This is a genomic window from Streptomyces changchenzhani (assembly GCF_039766235.1).
GTDB lineage: Bacteria > Actinomycetota > Actinomycetes > Streptomycetales > Streptomycetaceae > Streptomyces.
In genome coordinates this window covers 1,161,411-1,181,408 of sequence record NZ_JBDHNH010000001.1, presented here as the reverse complement: position 1 = coordinate 1,181,408, position 19,998 = coordinate 1,161,411, and the positions used below count along the sequence as shown (strand labels likewise).

The 19,998-nt window shown below is 69.6% G+C and carries 17 protein-coding genes and 1 other RNA gene; 1 reads left to right on the top strand and 17 read right to left on the bottom strand.

The genetic code is table 11. The features are described 5' to 3' along the window. Positions 1-49 precede the first annotated feature (49 nt). The 13 genes from ABCR94_RS05565 to ftsE all read right to left on the bottom strand — a co-directional run bounded on the left by ABCR94_RS05565 (position 50) and on the right by ftsE (position 13,694). Complete coding sequence (locus ABCR94_RS05565) at positions 50-805, bottom strand: anti-sigma factor family protein (RefSeq protein ID WP_347117893.1); 756 nt, start codon at positions 803-805, stop codon at positions 50-52. Then, entirely contained in the window at positions 802-1,431 is a 630-nt protein-coding gene (locus ABCR94_RS05560; RefSeq protein WP_347117892.1) for a sigma-70 family RNA polymerase sigma factor, read from the bottom strand. The genes ABCR94_RS05565 and ABCR94_RS05560 overlap by 4 nt, the downstream gene beginning before the upstream one ends. 71 nt (positions 1,432-1,502) lie before the next feature. After that, positions 1,503-2,087, bottom strand: coding sequence for a CGNR zinc finger domain-containing protein (locus ABCR94_RS05555; RefSeq protein ID WP_347117891.1), 585 nt, complete (start codon positions 2,085-2,087; stop codon positions 1,503-1,505). Between the two features lie 103 nt (positions 2,088-2,190). Further along, positions 2,191-3,393 (bottom strand): uroporphyrinogen-III synthase, encoded by a 1,203-nt coding sequence (locus ABCR94_RS05550; protein WP_347117890.1) that lies wholly within the window; start codon positions 3,391-3,393, stop codon positions 2,191-2,193. Between the two features lie 124 nt (positions 3,394-3,517). Continuing rightward, positions 3,518-4,849 (bottom strand): nitrate/nitrite transporter, encoded by a 1,332-nt coding sequence (locus ABCR94_RS05545; RefSeq protein ID WP_347117888.1) that lies wholly within the window; start codon positions 4,847-4,849, stop codon positions 3,518-3,520. A 105-nt stretch (positions 4,850-4,954) separates the two neighbouring features. Beyond that, positions 4,955-6,190 carry an acyltransferase family protein gene (locus ABCR94_RS05540; RefSeq protein WP_347117886.1) on the bottom strand — a complete coding sequence of 412 codons (1,236 nt, stop codon included), beginning with the start codon at positions 6,188-6,190 and terminating at the stop codon, positions 4,955-4,957. Continuing rightward, on the bottom strand, positions 6,187-8,310 hold the full coding sequence (locus ABCR94_RS05535) for a bifunctional polysaccharide deacetylase/glycosyltransferase family 2 protein (protein ID WP_347117885.1): 2,124 nt from the start codon (positions 8,308-8,310) through the stop codon (positions 6,187-6,189). Before ABCR94_RS05535 ends, ABCR94_RS05540 begins: the two co-directional genes overlap by 4 nt. 77 nt (positions 8,311-8,387) lie before the next feature. Beyond that, positions 8,388-9,173: a hypothetical protein gene (locus ABCR94_RS05530; protein ID WP_347117884.1), complete on the bottom strand. Its 786-nt coding sequence runs from the start codon at positions 9,171-9,173 to the stop codon at positions 8,388-8,390. Positions 9,174-9,835: 662 nt separating this feature from the next. Continuing rightward, positions 9,836-10,206: a transfer-messenger RNA gene (gene ssrA / locus ABCR94_RS05525) on the bottom strand. Between the two features lie 129 nt (positions 10,207-10,335). Beyond that, on the bottom strand, positions 10,336-10,815 hold the full coding sequence (smpB, locus tag ABCR94_RS05520) for an SsrA-binding protein SmpB (protein WP_347117882.1): 480 nt from the start codon (positions 10,813-10,815) through the stop codon (positions 10,336-10,338). Between the two features lie 18 nt (positions 10,816-10,833). Further along, positions 10,834-12,009: a S41 family peptidase gene (locus ABCR94_RS05515; protein WP_347117881.1), complete on the bottom strand. Its 1,176-nt coding sequence runs from the start codon at positions 12,007-12,009 to the stop codon at positions 10,834-10,836. A 68-nt stretch (positions 12,010-12,077) separates the two neighbouring features. Next, positions 12,078-12,995: a permease-like cell division protein FtsX gene (gene ftsX, locus ABCR94_RS05510; protein ID WP_347117880.1), complete on the bottom strand. Its 918-nt coding sequence runs from the start codon at positions 12,993-12,995 to the stop codon at positions 12,078-12,080. Between the two features lie 9 nt (positions 12,996-13,004). Beyond that, positions 13,005-13,694, bottom strand: coding sequence for a cell division ATP-binding protein FtsE (gene ftsE / locus ABCR94_RS05505; protein ID WP_347117879.1), 690 nt, complete (start codon positions 13,692-13,694; stop codon positions 13,005-13,007). A 301-nt stretch (positions 13,695-13,995) separates the two neighbouring features. Between ftsE and ABCR94_RS05500 the strand changes: the two genes are divergently transcribed. Beyond that, positions 13,996-14,187 carry a hypothetical protein gene (locus ABCR94_RS05500; protein WP_347117878.1) on the top strand — a complete coding sequence of 64 codons (192 nt, stop codon included), beginning with the start codon at positions 13,996-13,998 and terminating at the stop codon, positions 14,185-14,187. A gap of 167 nt (positions 14,188-14,354) precedes the next feature. Here ABCR94_RS05500 and ABCR94_RS05495 read toward each other — a convergent pair whose 3' ends face one another. The 4 genes from ABCR94_RS05495 to ABCR94_RS05480 form a co-directional block, all read right to left on the bottom strand. Beyond that, complete coding sequence (locus ABCR94_RS05495; RefSeq protein WP_347117877.1) at positions 14,355-15,254, bottom strand: hypothetical protein; 900 nt, start codon at positions 15,252-15,254, stop codon at positions 14,355-14,357. Between the two features lie 268 nt (positions 15,255-15,522). Beyond that, positions 15,523-16,629 (bottom strand): peptide chain release factor 2, encoded by a 1,107-nt coding sequence (prfB, locus tag ABCR94_RS05490; RefSeq protein ID WP_347117876.1) that lies wholly within the window; start codon positions 16,627-16,629, stop codon positions 15,523-15,525. A gap of 67 nt (positions 16,630-16,696) precedes the next feature. After that, the gene (locus ABCR94_RS05485) at positions 16,697-17,935 is read right to left on the bottom strand and encodes a serine/threonine-protein kinase (protein WP_347117875.1); all 1,239 of its coding nucleotides are present in this window, start codon (positions 17,933-17,935) and stop codon (positions 16,697-16,699) included. Positions 17,936-18,068: 133 nt separating this feature from the next. Further along, positions 18,069-19,706, bottom strand: coding sequence for a serine/threonine-protein kinase (locus ABCR94_RS05480; RefSeq protein WP_347117874.1), 1,638 nt, complete (start codon positions 19,704-19,706; stop codon positions 18,069-18,071). Between the last annotated feature and the right edge of the window lie 292 nt (positions 19,707-19,998).

The following is a 19,998-nucleotide window of genomic DNA, read 5'->3' as shown; positions in this document are numbered from 1 at the left end:
AGGGAGCCCCGGTCTGCACCTGTCCGAACCGGCGCAATCGGTGGAAATGTCAGGCTTCGACCTCGACGAGTCGCTTCCCGTCGAACGTACGTACCTCGAAGTGGTCGATGTCGTTACGATCCATGGCCGCTCCGCCGTGGACATATAGCGGGCTCTTCGCGGCCTCGTTGGTGCTGTCGGGGATGCCGTAGCCCCACTTGGGGACGGCCCAGGTGGTCACGGTCTCCTCCTCGCCGCTCTTCGAGACGGCGATGAGGCTGCACTTGAGCGGGCCCTTCACATTCTTGAGCTCAAGGACCGTGTGGGTGCCCCAGGCCTTCTTCTCCATACCGACAGTCGCACTGACCTTCGTGGCGGCGTCGGTCGCGTCGACCTTCTCCTCCATGTGGTTGAAGAAGGCGTCCTCGGCCGGGCTGGTGGGGTGGGGGCCCGCGACGGTGGTGCGTGCGCCTTCGTCGCCCGATGTCGTCACGATCGCGACCGTGGGACCACCGACGACCAGTACGGCCGCGGCCGCCACCAGATACATCCCGCGTCGTTTTCGCCGGGCGCGTCCCGCCGCGACCTCGCCCGTGAGCCGGTCGAGGAGCTGAATGCTCGGCGGGGTGACACGTGCGGGTGGGCCCGGGTATTCGGCGAGCGCGGCGAACATCGGCTCCATGCCCGCGAACTCGTCCAGCTGGGAGGCGCAGTACTCGCAGCCCGCCAGATGCCTCTCGAAGGCGGTGGCGTCCGTGTCGTCCAGGATGCCCAGCACATATGCGCCGACGGCGTCATGCTCGGAGTGCCGGTCCTGCGTGGTCATGCCGTCACCCCTCGTTCCTCAAGCGCGAGCTTCATCGAGCGCAATGCGTAGAAGACCCGGGATCTGACGGTCCCGCTCGGTATACCGAGGACTTCGGCCGCCTCATTCACCGTACGTCCTCGGAAGTACGTCTCGACAAGTGCTTCCCGGTGAGCGGGAGTCAAATCATCAAGAGCGTCGGAGAGGGTCATCAGCCACAGCGCTCTGTCGATCTCGTCCTCCGCGGGCATGACTTCCAGCGGCGACGGATCGACCTCCTGCGGTCGGGCCTGCCTGCTGCGGTGGGCGTCGATGACGATGCGCCGGGCGACCGTCACCAGCCAGGGGCGTACAGAGCCGGTCGCCCGGTTGAGCTGACCGGCGTTCTTCCACGCACGGATGAGCGTCTCCTGCACCACGTCCTCGGCGCGCTGGCGGTCGCCGGCCACCAGGCGCAGTACGTAGGCGAGCAACGGTCCGGCATGTTCGCGATAAAGGGCACGCATCAGCTCCTCGTCGGGAGTCGGCCCTTCTGCGCGCGGTCCCACACTTCGATGTCGTGCCCTGTGCGGGCGGTCATCGGCCACGGCCGCATCCTTGCGCACACGATCCTCCTGGTCGAGACCCTGGCTGGCTCCCTCTCCCATCACTACGGGCCCGTGCGTCGATCCACTCAAAGAAACTTCAAGATCTTTTACGAAGTCTGGGTCAGTCGGGGTCAGGCCCGTGCCGCGACGGCCCGCCGGCGGTGGCGCGCGACCCGTTCCCGATTGCCGCACACCTCACTGGAGCACCAGCGCCTGCGCCGCCCCCGGGACGTGTCCAGGTACAGGCGGCGGCAGTTGTCACCCTCGCACTGGCGCAGCCGGTCACGTGCCTCGGGGTCGGTCAGCAGGTCCACGGTGTCGCGGGCGACGGCGGCCAGCAGCGCCGCGCATTCGGGGGCGCCCCCGAGCGTCCTGACCAGGGAGCCGTCCGCGGCGCGTACGGCGCGGATGCCGGGCGGCGGATCGGCGGCGAGCGCGTTGACGTGGTCCAGGGCGCGCGGGGCGGGGCGTCCGCCGAGTTCGGCGCGTACCAAGTCCGCGACGTACTCGCGCGCTTCGGTGAACCGGCGCACCCACTGCTCGTCCACGGCGCCGAGCGCGGAGCCGGGGGGCACGAGGCCGGCGCCGACGAGCCACTCCCCGAGCCGCCCAATGCCGTCGAGTTGCTCCTCCGGGGGCGCCGCGGTCGCCACCAGGTCCAGACAGAGCCGTCCTGAGTCGAACCGTAATGCGCAGGAGCTCGTGGCCACCGTCATGCGCGTGTCACCGCCTCGGGGGTTACCGGTGGGTGTCGTCCCACCCAGAGTGCCCGGCCGCGCCACAAGCCGGAACCCCTCCCACCGCTCCGCTTTCGGCCCCTCAGCCGTCTATGCAATGCCCGGCGGCCTTCGGGCCGGCCTCCGTGCCTGCCCCCGTGCCTGCCCCCGTGTCCGCCGCCGGGTCCAGCGCGAGCCGGTAGCCGCGCTTGACGACGGTGTGGATGAGTTTGGGGACACCGAGTGAGGTGCGCAGCCGGGCCATCGCCGTCTCGACGGCATGCTCATCCTTGCCGGAGCCCGGCAGGGCGCGCAGCAGGTCCGCGCGGGAGACGACCCAGCCGGGGCGCCGGGCCAGGGCCCGCAGCAGGGCCATGCCCGCGGGCGGTACGGGACGCAGCCCGCCGTCGAGCACCACGGCATGGCCGCGGATCTCGAAGCTGTGGCCGGCGACCGGCAACGTACGGGCGCGGGCGGGCAGTTCACGGCAGAGCGTCTGGACGAGCGGGCCGAGGCGGAAGCGCTCGGGCTGGACGGTGTCGATGGAGTGCGCCTGGAGCGGCAGCGCGGTGACCGGCCCCACGCAGACCACCAGGACGTCGTGCCGCAGGGCGGCGAGCACCTCGGGCAGCAGCCCCCGGTCATCGGCCCGCGACAGCAGCGAGGCGGCGGCCGGGGCGCTGGTGAAGGTCAGGGCGTCCAGGCCGCGCGCGACGGTCACGTCGATGAGGCGGTCGAGCGGCGCGATGTCCTGCGGCGGCATCCAGCGGTACACGGGCACGCCGACGACTTCGGCGCCCGCGTCGCGCAGCGCCTCGATGAAGCCCGGCAGCGGTTCGCCGTGCAGCTGGATCGCGATCCGGCGGCCGTCGACCCCCTGGGTCAGGAGCCGGTCGAGCACCTCGGCCATGGACTCCGACGTCGGGGACCAGTCCTCGGTGAGGCCCGCCGCGCGGACGGCGCCCTTGACCTTGGGCCCGCGCGCCAGGAGTTCGCTCTCGCCCAGCCTGCCGAGAAGGGCTTCGCCGATGCCCCAGCCGTCCGCCGCGGCCATCCACCCGCGAAAGCCGATCCCGGTTGTGGCGATCACCACGTCGGGCGGGGTGTCGATGAGGCCCTTCGTCGCGGCGAGCAGCTCGCTGTCATCCTCGACGGGGACGATCCGCAGCGCCGGGGCGTGCAGGACAGCCGCGCCGCGCCGGGTCAGCAGCGCGCCCAGCTCCTCGGCGCGCCTGGCCGCCGTGACGCCGACGGTGAAGCCCGCGAGGGGCCCATGGGCTTCGTGTTCTTCAGGTGTGGCGGACATTGGGGTACCCGGCTCTCGTCCCGCTCTGCTGGTGGTGCGGACAACCGAGCCTGTCAACAGCACATGACGGGCTCGGTTCCCCAGTATTTCCCAGCCGTTACGACCCCAGGGGGCGCCAGGCCGCTCACACCTCCGCATAGGTGAGCTGCGGCTTCGCCGGCACCGCGGCCGGCCGGCGAAGGTATACCGCCCAGGTGGCGGCGAAGCACGCGGCGTAGAAGGCGAGGAAGCAGCCGAAGGCCGCGGTGCCGGTCCCCGCGCTCTGGAAGGACTGTCGGAAGGCGAGGTTGATGCCGAGCCCGCCAAGGGCGCCCACAGCCCCGATGAGCCCCATGGAGGCCCCGGAGAGCCGCCGCCCGTACGCCGCGGCGGCCTCGCCCGTCATGCCCTGTGCCAGCGCCTTGGCCTGGAAGATCGCGGGGATCATCTTGTACGTCGAGCCGTTGCCGAGCCCCGTCAGGACGAACAGCGCGGTGAAACCGGCCAGGAACACCGGCAGCGACTCCGCCATGGACGCGTACACGACGACGGAGGTCGCGCCGGCCATCGCGGCGAAGTTCCACAGGGTGATGCGGGCGCCGCCGTAGCGGTCGGCGAGCGTGCCGCCGACGGGCCGGATCAGCGAGCCGAGCAGCGGCCCGATGAAGGTGAGCGAGGCGGCCTGCAGCGGCGTACGCCCGAACTGGGTCTGCAGCACCAGGCCGAAGGCGAAGCTGTAGCCGATGAAGGAGCCGAAGGTCCCGACGTACAGGAACGCCATGATCCAGGTGTGCGGATCGCGGGCGGCGGCCTTCGCCGCCCCGGTGTCGTTGCGTACGGGCGCCAGATTGTCCATCCGCAGCGCTGCGAAGACGGCCGCGACCAGGATCAGCGGCAGATAGACGCCGAGCAGGATCCGGGGGTGGGTCGCCCCGGCCACGCCGATGACCAGCAGCCCGACGAGCTGGACGACCGGTACGCCGATGTTGCCGCCGCCCGCGTTGAGGCCGAGCGCCCAGCCCTTCTTGCGCAGCGGGAAGAAGGAGTTGATGTTGGTCATGGAGGAGGCGAAGTTGCCGCCGCCCACCCCGGTGAGTGCCGCGACCAGCAGGAAGGTGCTGTACGAGGTGCCTGGCTCCATCACCGCGTACGCCGCCCCGGTCGGCAGCAGCAGCAACAGCGCGCTGACGACGGTCCAATTGCGTCCGCCGAAGCGGGCGACGGCGAAGGTGTACGGGACCCGGACGACGGCGCCGACCAGGGTGGCCGTGCCGATCAGGAAGAACTTCCCGGCCGGGTCGACGCCGTACTCGGGCCCCATGAAGAGGACCATCACCGACCACAGGGTCCAGATGGAGAACCCGATGTGCTCGGAGAGCACGGAGTAGAGCAGATTGCGCCGGGCGATCCGCTCTCCCGTGCTCTTCCAGAAGGTGTCGTCCTCCGGGTCCCACTGTTCGATCCACCGGCCTGCCATCACGCGCCTCCACGGGTATCGGGTCGTGGGAGCGACGTTAGGGACGGCGGATTTCAGGCCCGTGCCGGCAGGTCACCGGGGCGAAACCTTGCTCTCACCCTGCGGTCACGGCCGGTGTGAGCGGGTGCGCCCGTGGCCCTTCCTGCCGCGGGAGCGGCCGTCGGGCCACAGGCGCGGCCTGCGTTTGGCCGCGATGTCTTCCAGCCAGCCGACCGCGACGATCATCAGGGCGATCAGCGGCCAGACGGTGATCACGATCAGGACGGTGTACCAGTCCTCGATGAAGGAGTACGCCGGGCCGAGCCCCGGAATCTCGAAGAGCAGGTCGACGACGGAGAACGTCATCAGGATCAGCAGGTTGTGCCAGAGGTAGATCGTCACGGCCCGGTTGTTGGCGAGGGTGATCACCGGGTCGAACCTGGCGAGGCGGCGCGGGAGTTCCCGCCAGGCCGGGGAGTACTGGAGGAGGATCACGCAGAAGCCGAACGACCAGGCCGCCTGGGCGAGCGGGATCTCATTGAGGTCCCAGCCGTCAGCGGTGAGGTGCCCCGACGCCCACCACAGGCCGAAGGCCATCACCATCGTGGCCACCGACACCGTGAGGTAGCGCGGGACCTTCTGGAACATGCCGTCGTGGTGGGCGAAGCCGAGGATCCAGCAGGAGCCGTAGACGGCGAAGTCACCGATGGCCTCGCCCGCCTCGCCGGGGATCGTCACCAGGCCCGTGCCGATGACCGCGGTGACGGCGAGCGGGGCGAACAGCGTCGCCCACGGCAGCCTGCGGAACGCCCACAGCAGGACGGGCGACGCGATGACGAACCACAGATAGGTGCGGATGTACCAGAGCGGCCCGGCGGCCTGCTCCGCCCAGCTGGATTCGAGAACTCCCGCCTGGTCCCCGCTGCTCTCGGGGACGGGCGGGGCGCCGATCGGGACGAGGTAGTTGGCCAGCTTGAGGAACCACCAGACGCCGTCCTCCTTCACCGGCTCCCAGCCGAAGTGGAACATCAGCGGCAGGACGACGAGCGAGAAGCCCCACATGGGCGGCAGCAGCCGCCGGATCCGGCCGCGGATCACCCCGGCGGCGGGCCGCTTGAGCGAACGCGCCATCAGCGAGCCCGCGAGCGCGAACATCACGCCCATGGACGGGAAGAACAGCGTCAGCCAGGCCCAGCCGAAGACGTGGTAGACGACGACGCGCAGCAGCGCGACGGCGCGCAGTACGTCGAGGTAGCGGTCGCGGCCTGGACGGGCGCCGTCTTTTGGTGGGTGAGCGGGCGCGGCGATCGTGTCGGTGGCGCCGGGTGCCTCCGCGGCGGTGTGGGGAAGACCGGTGGTCATCCGACGGGCCTCTTCTCTTTCCCGCTCTGCCGCTGTCCCGGAATGGATCCCGGCGCCTCGACCACACCGGTACGCCGCAGCTTCTGCCATCGCAGCCGACCGCCGGTCAGGGCCGTGATCCAGGACTGGAGCAGGACGACGTACATCAACTGCCGGTAGAGGATCTGCTGAAGGGGCAGCGAGATCAGGTGTGTCATGCGTTCGCCGTCGAGCCGGAATGCGTACGCGGCGCAGACGGCCTGCACGGCGAGGACGCCGAGCCAGGCCACAACGGTCTGCCGGGTGGGGCCGAAGACCAGCCCATACAGCAGGAATACGTCGATGAGCGGGGCCAGCAGCGGGAAGAGCACCATGAAGAGCGCGACCAGCGGCAGGCCCACCCGTCCGAAGCGTCCCGAGGGGCCGCGTTCGACGACGGCGCGGCGGTGCTTCCAGATCGCCTGCATGGTGCCGTAGCTCCAGCGGTAGCGCTGGGACCACAGCTGCTGCACGCTCTCCGGCGCCTCGGTCCAGGCGCGGGCCTTCTCCGCGTACACGACGTGCCAGCCGTCGCGGTGCAGGGCCATGGTGACGTCGGTGTCCTCGGCGAGGGTGTCCTCGCTCATGCCGCCGAAGCGCTGGAGGGCGTCGGCCCGGAAGGCGCCGACCGCGCCGGGGATCGTCGGCATGCAGCCGAGGAGTTCGTACATGCGGCGGTCGAGGTTGAAGCCCATCACGTACTCGATGTGCTGCCAGGCGCCGATCAGGGAGTCACGGTTGCCGACCTTGGCGTTGCCCGCGACCGCGCCGACGCGCGGGTCGCCGAACGGCTGGACCAGCTCACGGACGGTGGCCGGTTCGAAGACCGTGTCACCGTCCATCATCACGACAATGTCGTAACGGGCGTGTACCAGGCCGTTGTTGAGGGCGGCGGGTTTGCCCGAGTTCGGCTGGCGCACGACTCGTACGTCCGGCAGGTCCAGCGCATCGACGATGTCGGCGGTGCCGTCCGACGAGCCGTCGTCGATGACGACGACCTCGATGGGGTGCTCACCGGCCATCAGCGAGCGGACCGTATTGGCGATGCATTCGCGCTCGTTGTACGCCGGGACCAGCACGGACACGGGTCGGGTGACCGGCGGGCCCCAACTGAAGTCGTGCCGGTGGACCTTGCGGGCGTGCAGGAAGGACAGCAGGAGCATCAGGCCGAAGCGCGCCATGACCAGCACGCCGACGACGGCGAGGCCGATGACGAGCACACCGGTGGTCTTCTCGGAGACGCTCACGGCGTAGATCCAGGCCTTGCCCTTCCACAGCTCGGGTCCTGTCACGGCGGTGTGCGCCGAGGCGGCGCCGAGCGCGCCGGTCAGGTGGGTGAAGGTGTAGCCGCGCTCCTGCATCGCGGGCAGGAAACGGTCGAGAGCCGCCACGGTCTGTGAGCGGTCCCCGCCCGAGTCGTGCATCAGCACGATCGAGCCCTCGGTGCCCTCGGGGGTGGCGCGCTCGATGATCGCGTCGATGCCGGGGCGCTTCCAGTCCTCGCTGTCGGTGTCGGTGAGCACCGTGATGTAGCCGCGGCTGCCGATGTACTGGGCGACCGGCCAGGACTTGTTGTCGAGGGCGTCGGAGAACGACGAGTACGGCGGCCGGAACAGCGAGGTGCGGATGTCGGCCGCGCCCGCGATGGCGAGCTGGTTCTGGGTCAGCTCCCAGTCGATACGGGACTTCGGCTGGCGGGAGAGGTCGGGGTGGTTGAAGGTGTGCAGCCCGACCTCGTGGCCCTCGCGCACAATGCGCTCGACCAGGTCGGGGTGGCGCGAAGCCATGGTGCCGGTGACGAAGAAGACGCCATGGGCCTTGTACTGCTTGAGTTTGTCGAGGACCTTCGGGGTCCATTTCGGGTCGGGGCCGTCGTCGAAGGTCAGCACGAGCTTGCGCTCGGGGATGCTCAGCGCCTTGGGCGTCTGTGCGCTGCGCGCGTCGATCACCGGACCGCCCGTGAGGATGTCCTCGGGGACATGACCGGCGGATATCGGGGGGCGGACGCGGTGGTCGGCGAGGATCTCGCTGTGTACGTAACCCCGCAGCATCAGCATCGCGAGCAGCGCGACCAGCAGGAGCGAAGCCAGCAGGTAACGCATGGGGATACGGCGACGGACGGTGCGGTGGGCGCGAGTGCCGCGCCTGCTCGGGGAGTCACTCCGAGTTGCCGGCTCCACTAAGGGCCCTTCGCGGCGAGTTGAGTGGAGTCGCCCGCGGCGGGGTCCGGGGCCGGCGTGGGGTCGGGGGCGGGGGTCGGGGTGGGGTCCGTGCCGGTACCGGGGCCCGGATCGGCGGGGGGCTCCGGATCGGGGGCGGGATCCGGGGCGGGATCCGGGTCCGGGTCGGCGCTGGCACCGGGGCCCGTGCCGGGTGCGGGGACAGGTGCGGGGACGGCGCCCGGGCCCGCACCCGGATCGGCGTCCGGCGCCGGGCCGTTGCGGTCGGCGGGCCCGGCGGTGCCGGCGCCTTTGGCGCCCGGCCCGGTCGCGGCGGGCGGCCTGCTGACGGCCCCGCCCCGGGGCACCGGGAGCAGCAGCGGAGAGGTGCCGGACGACGCCACGGGGCCCACCGGGGTCACGCCGGTCGGCGCACCCGGAGTCGCCACGGGCGGCAGCGGATCGGTGGAGGGAGCGGGCGCCGCCTCGACCCTGTCCGCGGATCTCTCCTCCTTCACGAATCCGGGCATCGGCAGCCAGGGCGCCTTGGAAGTGCCCCCCATCAGGGCCGCGACCACGGCGATCGCGTAACAGGCACAGGCCGCCGCGAGAACCCAGCCGATCCGGCGGAACTTCTTTTTCCTGCGACCGCTCTCGTCGACGAACACCGGCCCGTCGGAGTTCTCCTGGAACTGCGGCCCCGTCTTCAGTTCGGCCGGCGGCCGATCGGGGTCGTCCAGCTGGACAGTGAGTCCACTCGGATCACGAGTCGGCCCGTCCAGGGCATTTTCCCGCCAATTTTCCATAGCTTTTCACACGTCCCCACAGGAAAGAATGATGCGGGGTGCACACACGGCTGCCTATGCCGGCGCAAGTCCCCACCCGTACCGAATGCCCCTTACTTCTGCACCCGGGCCCCGAATGTAGCGGACCCCGGGGATCCAATGACCGCTGTGTCATTTGTTGTTGAGGAGCAGTGACATATGAGGTTCGGGCGGTTGTGCACCGACAGACACTTCTGGTCACTTGCGTCACTCCAGTATCAGATTTCCGCACCTTTTGATTGCCTTGGGGCGGTTTTGTCGGCCCCCTTTTGTCCCACAGCGATATCGACGACATCGTGACGGAATCAGGGCCCGACCGCCCGGACACGCCTCGGTACGGCGATAATTGCGGCGGCGCTCAGTCATGGCCGGGGCCGATCACGGTCCACCCATAGGAACGCCTGAGCGACTTGTCACCCGTGAGGATTAACGCCTCTTCAATACCCCGTCCAACAAAAGACCGAACAGCCAAATCGACGCATTTCATGGTGGCTGGATCTCAGCGATGAAGCCGCCGACTGCTCGCGGATCTGTGACTAACGGCCGACGAGTGCGGCCCGTGGGCACATGGCGGACATGGACCGGCGGGCAAGACGAAGGCCCCGCTGCCGTAATGGCAGCGGGGCCTCAGCCTCACATGGGAATTGTGGAGATGGCGGGAATCGAACCCGCGTCCAACGGTGCAGAACCAGGGCTTCTCCGAGTGCAGTCCGCTTCGCTTTTCTCGGCCCCGGAGATCACACGGACAAGTCTCCGACGGGCTCAGTCACTGTTTGGTTTCCCACCCGATCCCGTGACCGGACCGAGTGGTTTAGTTCCCTTGATGATGCCAGGATCCAGGCCGGGAACACTCCTGGGCTGACACTTCACGCAGTCGCTACTTAGGCAGCGAGGGCGAAGGAATCGCGCTTGGAATCGGCGATTATAGTTTGCGACATATGGTTAACGAGATCATTGCCGCTTCCTCGACTCGCTTCCCCTGCCTCGACATCCGCTGTCGAAACCGATCATCCCCATGTTGATTTTTCAAGGTGGTGCTTGTGGTGCCGCACCCCACCAGTGGTGGTGTGCAGTGCCCATCGTACGTGACCAACGCACGACGGGGCCAGCGCATTCCTGACCGGCCCGGCGTGGGCTCGGTCGCTCAGCTCCGCTCCTTGCGCTTCACGGCCGAGATCACCCGGCTCGTCTCGCGCAGATCCTGCTTCTCGCGCAGCGTCTGACGCTTGTCGTACTCCTTCTTGCCCTTGGCCAGCGCGATCTCGATCTTGGCTCGGCCGTCCTTGAAATACATCGCGAGCGGCACGATCGTGTGGCCGCTCTCCTGCGACTTCGCCGCCAGCTTGTCGATCTCGACCCGGTTGAGCAGCAGCTTGCGCTTGCGGCGCGCGGAGTGGTTGGTCCAGGTCCCCTGGGTGTACTCGGGTACGTGGATGTTGTACAGCCACGCCTCGTTGCCCTCCAGCTGCACGAAGCCGTCCACCAGCGAGGCGCGCCCCTGCCGGAGGGACTTCACCTCGGTACCGGTCAGGACCATGCCGGCCTCGTAGGTGTCGATGATGAGGTAGTCGTGGCGCGCCTTCTTGTTCTGCGCGATCATCTTGCGCCCTTGTTCCTTAGCCATAGTGCGACCATTTTCGCACTAAGACCCTCCCCCGAGGCCACTCAATACTGTCTGGGCCCTCTGCTGGGCCCTGTCGCTCACCGAAAGGTCCGGGCTGATGCCCCGGCCGTCGACGCTGCGGCCCGCCGGAGTCCGGTAGTGACCCACGGTCAGCTCGGCGACGGAGCCGTCCGGCAGCCTGCTCGGCATCTGGACCGATCCCTTGCCGAAGGTGCGCGATCCCACGGTGACCGCGCGCCCGCGATCCTGGAGCGCCCCCGTGACGAGCTCGGCGGCGCTCATCGTGCCGCCGTCGACAAGCGCGACAACGGGTCTCTCGGTGTCCCCGCCCGGCTCCGCGTAGAGGGCGCGCTGCTCACCGTGCACGTCGTACGTGGCGACCAGGCCCCCGTCGAGGAAGGCGGAGACCGCGGTGACGGCCTCGGTGACCAGTCCGCCGCCGTTGCCGCGTAGGTCGAGGAGGAGGCCGTGGTCCCGCGGAGCCTTCTGCACCGCCTCGCGCACCTGGTCGCCCGAGCCCTTGGTGAAGGACGCCACCCTGATCAGCGTCGCGCCGTCCGCGAGCCGCTCGACCGTGACGGCCTCGGTGGCCAGCCGGGCCCGCTGCACCGTCTCGCTCCACGCGTGCGTGGAGCGCTGGAGGCCGAGCGCGACCCAGGTGCCGGGCTTCGCCGGCTTCTTCCCGCGCAGCAGCTTCACGACCTCGGTGACGGGGCGCTTCTCGACCCGGTGGCCGTCGATCGTACGGAGCTGGTCGCCCGCCCTGACCCCGGCCCGTTCGGCGGGCCCGCCGGACTGCACCCTGGACACCTCGATACGGCCGTCGCGGGTGCGCTTGGCCCACAGCCCCACGCCCGTGTACTCGCCGTCGAGGGCCTGCTCGAACTCCTCGTACTCGCCGGGGTCGTACACCGCGCCCCAGCGGTCCCCGCTGCGGCTGACGACCTCCTGGGCCGCCTCCTTGCCGGACTTTCCGTCGGCCATCGCCTCGGCCGCGGCGTCGGCGACCGCTTCGCGGTCCGCTGTCGCGGCGACCGAGCGGGAGGCGGGGTGCCGGTCGGGGGGCCGCTTTTCGTCGACGCGCTCCCAGGAGCCGGTGGCGACCGCGGTGGCGAGGACGGTGGCAAAGACCAATGTCAGGGCGGCCCCGCGGCGGATCGCACGGGGTTGGAGGCTGTCTTCCGGGCCCTGCATGCCGACGAGTCTAGGACAAACGAAGGGCGCCGTACGAGCTGATGCTCGGACGGCGCCCGGGGCTCATGTCACACCTTCAGGTACTTGCGCAGTGCCACGAAGCCCGCGATGGCGGGCATCAGCAGCGCGATGGCGAGCACCAGCGGCAGTTTCGCGAGCACCGCGTCCCAGCCGATGAAGTTGACGAGAGTCAGCTTGTCGGCGAGCGCGAGACCGTGGTCGATCAGGAAGTACCGCCCCGCGAGCAGCATGCCGCAGGCGACCACACCACCGATCAGGCCGGCGAACGCGGCCTCCATGATGAACGGCATCTGGATATAGAAGCTGGACGCGCCGACGAGCCGCATGATGCCTGTTTCACGCCGTCGGCTGAAGGCCGATACGCGCACGGTGTTGACGATCAGCATCAGCGCGATGACAAGCATCAGGGCCATCACGCAGAGCGCGGCCACATTCATGCCGTTCATCAACTCGAAGAGGTTGTCGAGGATGCCGCGTTGGTCCTGGACGGACTGCACACCGTCCCGGCCCGCGAACGCGGTCGCGACCACCTTGTACTTCTCCGGGTCCTCAAGCTTGACCCGGAACGACTCCTGCATCTGGTCCGGGGTGATGGTGTCGGCCATCGAGGAGTCCCCGAACTGCTCCTTGTAGTGCTTGAACGCGTCGTCGGCCGACTCGTAGTCGACCTTCTTGACGATGTCCATCTTCCCGAGGTCATCCTTGACCTGCTGCTTCTGCTCTGTGGTGACCGCTCCCTTGGCGCACTTGGGGATGGTCTCCGCGTCGTTCTTGTTGCAGAAGAAGATCGAGACATTGACCTTGTCGTACCAGAAGCCCTTCATCGTGCTCACCTGCTCGCGCATGAGCAGCGCGCCGCCGAAAAGGGCGAGGGAGAGAGCGACAGAGATGACTACCGCGAAGGTCATCGTGAGGTTACGACGGAGACCGACGCCAATCTCCGACAGGACGAACTGGGCGCGCATGGCGTCCTTTCAGTGCTGGTATCCGTAGACGCCCCGAGACTGGTCGCGCACGAGGCGGCCCTTCTCGAGTTCGATGACGCGCTTGCGCATCTGGTCGACGATCTGCTGGTCGTGGGTCGCCATCACCACAGTGGTGCCGGTGCGGTTGATGCGGTCCAGCAGCTTCATGATGCCGACGGAGGTCTGCGGGTCGAGATTTCCGGTCGGCTCGTCCGCGATGAGCAGCATCGGCCGGTTGACGAAGGCCCTGGCGATCGCCACGCGTTGCTGCTCACCGCCCGAGAGCTGACCGGGCATCCGGTCCTCCTTGCCGCCGAGACCGACGAGATCGAGGACCTGCGGTACGGACTTGCGGATCTCTCCGCGGGACTTGCCGATGACTTCCTGCGCGAACGCGACGTTCTCCCCGACGGTCTTGTTGGGGAGCAGGCGGAAGTCCTGGAAGACGGTGCCCAACTGGCGGCGCATGCTCGGCACCTTCCAGTTGGACAGGCGCGCGAGGTCCTTGCCCAGGACGTGCACCATGCCGTGGCTGGCGCGCTCCTCGCGCAGCAACAGCCGCAGAAAAGTGGACTTACCGGAGCCTGAAGAGCCCACGAGGAAGACGAACTCGCCCTTCTCGACCTCCAGGGAAACATCCCTGAGAGCGGGGCGGTTCTGCTTCGGGTAAGTCTTGGAGACATTGTCGAATCGGATCACGGGTGCACCACGGTCGCCGGGAGTAGGTGAGCGTGACCATACGCGACCCGGACGGGCCCGCGCAGTCGGCGTCCTGGGATGGGCGTTTTATCACGGATCTGCGCCCGATCCGGGCCACTTCCCGGGCACGAGCGGGTGGTCGTACTCCGGTGGGGCGCGCCGGAACGTGTGGGAGCTGGCACAGTGGAAGGGGGAACGGTGGAGTTTCCCGGAGCGTTGAGCGGAGTAGACCGTTGATTGGTACGGCTACCCGGCTGAGGGTGCACGGCTGCGGCTCCGCCGCGCGGGAGGAGGACAGCGCATGACCTACGACCGATTGGTGTGCGCAAACTGCGCGGCGCCGGTGAACGAGGGCCGCTGCCAGGTGTGCCGGGCCAGCAGGCAGCGACTCCAGCAGGAGGGCCCCCTGGCGGGGCTGAGCCCTGCGGCGCTCCTGGCGCTGCTCGCACTGCTGGTGGCCGCGCTGGCCCTGCTGGTGCACCAGACCGCGTAACGGCCGCCCTCGGGGCCCCACGGGCCTCCTGAGGGCGCGGCGCGGACGTCGGGGCGGCGCCCCGGAGTGTTCGTCACAGGAAAGGGACCGGAGCGCTGAGCGCTCCGGTCCCTTTCCTGTGACGTCCGACGAGGGCCTGATCGGCCTCCGAGTGACGTCTAAGTGGTTCAGGCGACGGTGCGGCCGCTGACCAGACGCGGCAGCATGCGGAAGCCGATGCCACCGGCGATCATCGTCGCCGCACCGATCAGCAGGAACGAGGTCTCGGCGGCGCCCGTCTCGGCGAGCTCCTCCTTGGCCTTGCCCTGCTCGACCGGCTGGGAGCCGACGCTGTCGGTGTCGGTGCCGTCGTTGCCACCGGTGGTGTCGCCGCCGGTGGCAGTGCCGCCGGTCGTGTCACCGCCGGTCGTGTCACCGCCGCCGGTGGTGTCGCCACCGGTGCTGCCACCGGTCGTGTCGCCGCCGGTGGTGTCACCGCCCGTGGTGCCGCCAGTGTCACCGCCGGTCGTACCGCCGGTGGTGTCGCCACCGGTGGTGTCACCGCCCGTGTCACCGCCGGTGGTGTCACCGCCGGTGCTGCCGCCAGTGTCACCGCCGGTCGTACCGCCGGTGGTGTCACCGCCGGTGGTGTCACCCGTTGTGCCGCCGGTCGTGGTGTCGCCGGTCGTAGCACCGGTCGTGGTGTCACCCGTCGTGGTGTCGCCGGTCGTAGCACCGGTCGTGCCGCCGGTCGTGGTGTCACCCGTCGTGCCGCCAGTCGTGGTGTCACCGGTCGTGCCGCCGGTCGTGGTGTCACCGGTGGTACCGCCAGTGGTGGTGTCACCCGTCGTGCCGCCGGTCGTAGGACCGCCATCGACGCCACCCGCCGTGGTGCCACCAGTGTTGTCGCCACCCTCGGTGTCGTTCACGTCGAGGCCGAGGCCGACGTCGACAACGCCCGTGTCCACGCTGTCCTCGACGCCGAACCCGACGGCCTGAGCCGCGCCCGCGGCGGTCAGCGACGCACCGGCGGCAATTACCGCGCCGGCGGCTATCCGTGCAACACGGATCCGCGTCTTCTTGGTCATCTGTGTACTACCCCCAGTAGCTGAATTCGTCAGTGGAGCAGCGCTGGGGCGACAGCCGCTGGGGATGTTTACATTCCCCGGGATCACACGCGCCCCAGTAGATACGCATGCCGCGCGCCAGCCTTCCTAGAAACAAGAAGCGCGTCAAGGAGGTTGCGCGAGCAATGCCCGAAATGGGAACACTTGCCCACCGTACGAGGGTGCGACTGTGACACAAACGGCAACTGGCGCCTCAAGGGCGCCAGTTGCCGTGTCGACAAAGCGAGGTTTACTTCTCCTGCTGCTTGCGCCAGCGAATTCCCGCTTCGAGGAAGCCGTCGATCTCGCCGTCGAGCACGCCCTGCGGATTTCCGACCTCGAACTCCGTACGCAGGTCCTTGACCATCTGGTAGGGGTGCAGGACGTACGAACGCATCTGGTTTCCCCAGGAGTTGCCGCCGTCACCCTTGAGGGCGTCCATCTCGGCCTTCTCCTCCTGGCGGCGGCGCTCAAGGAGCTTCGCCTGCAGGACGTTCATCGCGCTGGCCTTGTTCTGGATCTGCGAGCGCTCGTTCTGACAGGAGACGACGATGCCGGTCGGGATGTGGGTCAGCCGCACCGCGGAGTCGGTGGTGTTGACGCCCTGTCCGCCGGGGCCCGACGCGCGGTAGACGTCGACGCGCAGCTCGGTGTCGTCGATCTCGATGTGGTCGGTCTTCTCGACGACCGGGAGCACCTCGACGCCCGCGAAGGAGGTCTGCCGGCGGCCCTGGTTGTCGAAGGGCGAGATGCGGACGAGCCGGTGCGTGCCCTGCTCGACGGAGAGCGTTCCGTAGGCGTACGGCGCCCGGACGACGAAGGTGGTCGACTTGATGCCGGCCTCTTCGGCGTACGACGTCTCGTAGACCTCGGTGGAGTAGTTGTGCCGCTCGGCCCAGCGCAGGTACATGCGCTGCAGTCGCTCGGCGAAGTCGGAGGCGTCGACGCCCCCGGCCTCGGCGCGGATGTTGACGAGGGCCTCGCGCGCGTCGTACTCGCCGGAGAGGAGCGTACGTACTTCCATCTCTTCCAGCGCCTTGCGGACAGCGATGAGCTCGGTCTCCGCCTCCGCGAGGGTGTCCGCGTCGTCCTCGGCCTCAGCGAGCTCGAAGAACACCGGCAGGTCGTCGATCCGGCTGCGGAGCGCCTCCGTCTTGCGGACCTCGGCCTGGAGGTGCGAAAGCTTGCTCGTGATCTTCTGCGCGGCGTCCGGGTCGTCCCACAGGGACGGCGCGGCTGCCTGCTCCTCAAGCACGGCGATATCGGCCCTCAGGCTGTCGAGGTCCAGGACGGCCTCGATCGACCCCATGGTCGAGGAGAGGGACTTGAGCTCTTCGGATACATCGACGACTGCCACGGGTCCAGCGTAACGGCTGGGCGGGCGGGTGTTCCCCTCGCCCGCCGTACTCCCCCTGGGGCTGGGGCTAGGGCTGGGAAGGGGACGACTGGCGCGTGTCCCGGGGCGGCGTTTGCGGGCCATCGTCCATGACCGCGAGCCAGCCGCCGACACCGGCGGCCGCCGCGAGCAGGACCGCCACGACACCCAGGGCCAGGCGGCGCCTGCGGACGCTGCCTGCCTTGTGGCGGGCAGATCCGGGACGGCGCTGACCGCTCGCGCGGGGGGCGCGGGCCGTGCCGCGGGCGCCCCCGGCCAGTTCGTCGGGGCCCGGGACGCGCATGCTCGTATGGGTGTCGCGGTTCGAGTCGAGGGCCGACCCCGGTACCAGGGGGACGGCGCCGCGGCGGCGCGGCTCCTCGGACGTTTCGGGGTGGCGGGACTGCTCCTCGTACGCCGCCTCCTCCTCGGTGTCCGGCTCGTCGACGTCCAGCGGCGGGATGCCGGCCAGCAGGGGGAGCTGTTCGCGCAGCCGCACGGACAGCTCCGACGCACGCAGGCGGGACGCCGGCGCCTTCGCCAGGCACTGCACCAGGAGCTGCCACAGCTCCTCGGGGATGCCGGGCAGCGGCACAACCGTTTCGGTGACATGGCGGCGCAGTACGGCGCCGGGGTGGCCGCCGCCGAAGGGGGTGAAGCCCGCGAGCAGCTCGTACAGGACGGTGGCCAGCGCGTAGATGTCGACCGCGGCGCGCGGCGGCAGGCCCTCGACGATCTCGGGGGCCAGATAGTCCGGCGTACCGATGATCTTCGTCGCGCGGGTGCGGCGGGGGGTGTCGATCAGCTTGGCGACACCGAAGTCCGTCAGCAGCGCCGGGTGCGCGCCGCCGGGGCCGAGCGGGCCCTCCATGTCGAGCAGGATGTTCTCCGGCTTGACGTCCCGGTGCACCACCCCGGCCGCGTGCGCGGCGGCCAGGCCGTCGGCGACGTCCGCGGCGATCGCGACCGCCGCCTCGGGCGCCAGGCGGCGCTCGCGGTCGAGCCGGGTGCGCAGGTCCGTACCGCGTACGAGGTCCATGACGAGGGCGAGGTCGTTGCCGTCGACGACGAGGTCGCGGACGGAGACCACCCGGGGGTGTTCGAGTCCGAGCAGTGCGGTGCGCTCCTGGACGAAGCGTCCGACGAGTTCCTGGTCGGAGGCGAGGTCCTCGCGCAGCAGCTTGATGGCGACCGGACCCTCGGGTCCGTCGCCCAGCCATACCGTGCCGGCGCTGCCGCGGCCCAGGATCTGGTGGGCGGTGTACCGGCTGCCGATTTTCCGTGCCAAGACTGCTCCCTCAGCGGCTGTCGATCGCCCTGAGGCTACGCGGGTGGCGGGGCGCTCCGTGCCCCGTATGGCGCCAACCCGCACTTCTGGGGGCGAAATCAGCCCCCAGAAGTCGACAAGTCAACCGAGTCGGTCACTTGGTGGGGCCGCCGATGTCCTCGAACCACTTACTGACGGAGTTGTAGGTGTCGCCGATCTGCTCGAAGAAGCCCTTGGTCGAACCGATCCAGCCCTGGAGCGGGGTCAGCTCCCAGATGAGCCAGGCGGCCACGAACAGCAGCACGATGCTGAACAGGCAGCCCTTGAGGCAGCCGAGACCGGGGATCCGCATCCGGTTGGGATTGCTGCGGCGCGGCTCGCGCGGCGGGCGCGGAGTCGGCGGGGCGGGCTGCTGCGGAGGAGGCGCGTACCGCTGCTGCGGGGGCGGCGCCTGCGGCTGCTGATGCTGCGGCGGAGGCGGCGGGGCGTACCGCTGCGGTTGCTGCTGCTGTCGGCGCTGGGGCGGCTGCTGGTACTGCGGGGGTTGCTGCGGCTGCTGCTGCGGCTGGCGCTGGGGGCGGCGGCGCAGCGGGTCCTCGCTCGGGTCGAGGTACTGGACCTGCGTCTGCTCATTGCGGTCGCGTACCGCCCGCAGCTGGTTCTGCCAGGGGTGCGGGTCCTCGGGGCTGCCCGGCATGCCGTCGGGGGCCGGCGGGACGGGCGGCATCACCGAGGTCGCGTCGCCGGGTCCGGCGCCGTGCCGCGGCCCGCCCGTGGACGGCATGACGCTGGTCGCGGCGCCCGGGTCGTACGAACCCGCATTGCTCGGCAGGACCTGGGTCGGGTCCGCGGCACCCGGCATCTCGGGGACCGGCGCGGGCGCCGGGTCGGGGGCGAGCAGCGCGCCCACCCCCATGGCCGCCTCGACCTGCGCGGACGACGAGTGGACGCCGATGCCGCCGGCGACGGTGCGCAGGGCGCGGGCGAGGTTCTCGGCGCTCGGCCGCTCGTTGGGCTCCTTGCGCAGGCAGCGCTCTATGACCGTCCAGAGCGGCTCGGGGACGGTGGTGGGGCGCCGGGGCTCCTCGCTGAGGTGGCGGTGGAGCACTTCGAGCGCCGTGCCGCCGGCGAACGGCGGACGCCCGGTGACCAGCTCGTACAGCAGGATGCCCGCGCCGTAGATGTCGACGGCGGAGGTCTGCGGACGGCCCTCGGCGGACTCCGGCGCGACATACGCGGGCGTGCCGACGAATTCGTGGGTACGGGTCAGGCCCGGGGAGTCCGCGAGGCGTGCGATGCCGAAGTCGGTGAGCATCGGGTGCATCTGGCCGCCGCGCTCGTCGAGCAGGACGTTCGCGGGCTTCAGGTCGCGGTGGACCACACCGTCGGCGTGGCTGGCGGCCAGCGCGTCCGCGATCTGCGCGGTCAGGAGGGACGCGGCTACGGGCGAGAAGGGACCGTTCTCGCGGATGTAACGGTGCAGGTCGGGGCCGTCGATCAGGTCCATGACGAGGGCGAGCAGATCACCCTCGACGACCAGGTCCCTGGTCCGGACGATGTTGGGGTGGGTGAGCCGCAGCAGCACGGACCGCTCCCGGAGGAAGCGCATCACGACATCCGCGTCGTTGGCGAGCTCCTCCTTGAGGACCTTGATCGCCACGGTCTCGCCGGGCTGACCGGCCACCGCCGCTTCGGCCCCCGCGGTCTCGCGCTGGCGAGCCCGCCAGACGACGCCCGTGGCGCCGCGCCCGATCGGCTCTTCTAGCAGGTACTTACTGCCTACCGGCCGCACGTCATGCGCTCCCTGCTGTTCATGTTCCCTTGGCGTGGCTGCGTGGCCCTCGCATCGTCCCGAGCGCTCCGGCCCGTATTTCCGACCCACTGTAATGCCGCCCCGGTGCCACCGAACGGGGCACGGACAACGCCTGTTCACGGGAAAGACGCCCGCACTGTACGGATGGTTGCCGAACACACGTGCCGCATACGTCACCTGTGATCCCAAGCCTGCACTTTTACGTCCACAGCCGACCAATCAAGATCACTTGCCCGCAGGTGCCGGGCGTGTTGTCAGTGGCAGGTGCGAG

Bases quoted from the DNA above. Each gene is read 5' to 3' on its own strand.
- ABCR94_RS05565 (WP_347117893.1), bottom strand. From the start codon at position 805: ATGACCACGCAGGACCGGCACTCCGAGCATGACGCCGTCGGCGCATAT.
- ABCR94_RS05560 (WP_347117892.1), bottom strand. From the start codon at position 1,431: ATGGGAGAGGGAGCCAGCCAGGGTCTCGACCAGGAGGATCGTGTGCGC.
- ABCR94_RS05555 (WP_347117891.1), bottom strand. From the start codon at position 2,087: ATGACGGTGGCCACGAGCTCCTGCGCATTACGGTTCGACTCAGGACGG.
- ABCR94_RS05550 (WP_347117890.1), bottom strand. From the start codon at position 3,393: ATGTCCGCCACACCTGAAGAACACGAAGCCCATGGGCCCCTCGCGGGC.
- ABCR94_RS05545 (WP_347117888.1), bottom strand. From the start codon at position 4,849: ATGGCAGGCCGGTGGATCGAACAGTGGGACCCGGAGGACGACACCTTC.
- ABCR94_RS05540 (WP_347117886.1), bottom strand. From the start codon at position 6,190: ATGACCACCGGTCTTCCCCACACCGCCGCGGAGGCACCCGGCGCCACC.
- ABCR94_RS05535 (WP_347117885.1), bottom strand. From the start codon at position 8,310: ATGCGTTACCTGCTGGCTTCGCTCCTGCTGGTCGCGCTGCTCGCGATG.
- ABCR94_RS05530 (WP_347117884.1), bottom strand. From the start codon at position 9,173: ATGGAAAATTGGCGGGAAAATGCCCTGGACGGGCCGACTCGTGATCCG.
- smpB (WP_347117882.1), bottom strand. From the start codon at position 10,815: ATGGCTAAGGAACAAGGGCGCAAGATGATCGCGCAGAACAAGAAGGCG.
- ABCR94_RS05515 (WP_347117881.1), bottom strand. From the start codon at position 12,009: ATGCAGGGCCCGGAAGACAGCCTCCAACCCCGTGCGATCCGCCGCGGG.
- ftsX (WP_347117880.1), bottom strand. From the start codon at position 12,995: ATGCGCGCCCAGTTCGTCCTGTCGGAGATTGGCGTCGGTCTCCGTCGT.
- ABCR94_RS05500 (WP_347117878.1), top strand. From the start codon at position 13,996: ATGACCTACGACCGATTGGTGTGCGCAAACTGCGCGGCGCCGGTGAAC.
- ABCR94_RS05495 (WP_347117877.1), bottom strand. From the start codon at position 15,254: ATGACCAAGAAGACGCGGATCCGTGTTGCACGGATAGCCGCCGGCGCG.